The organism is Veillonella parvula, assembly GCF_024461875.1.
In the GTDB taxonomy this organism is placed as follows: domain Bacteria; phylum Bacillota; class Negativicutes; order Veillonellales; family Veillonellaceae; genus Veillonella; species Veillonella parvula_I.
Map to the genome: position 1 here is coordinate 1 of NZ_JANGAL010000029.1, position 314 is coordinate 314.

Here is a 314-nt window from a genome sequence, read left to right on the forward strand (position 1 = left end):
TTTTCCAACATATCCAGATAATGCTCTGGTTCATACCCAAAATTCAATAAGTGATTCAGCAGTGTAGGCTCTGGGAACATTCCGAACCAACAACGCTCGAACCACTGGTCAGCATAATCTCTTTCATCACTTCCGTTTGAGTAAGTACCGCCCACCAAATCTCCGACAAAATTCTCTATCAGCTCTCCGATTGTCAGACCATGCTCCCCACACTTTCTCGCCAGTCGGTCACAATCTGCATCCGACAATTTCACTGTGATTTTTCTCTCTCTGATTGTCTCAATTTCTTTCTTCTGTTCCTCGCCCCAACTCAT

At 44.6% G+C, this 314-nt stretch carries 1 protein-coding gene; it reads right to left on the minus strand.

Annotated elements, in window-relative coordinates; genetic code table 11:
* Window positions 1-314 (minus strand): hypothetical protein (locus tag NE668_RS09740; RefSeq protein ID WP_256196767.1); only part of this gene is annotated, 314 nt, incomplete at both ends.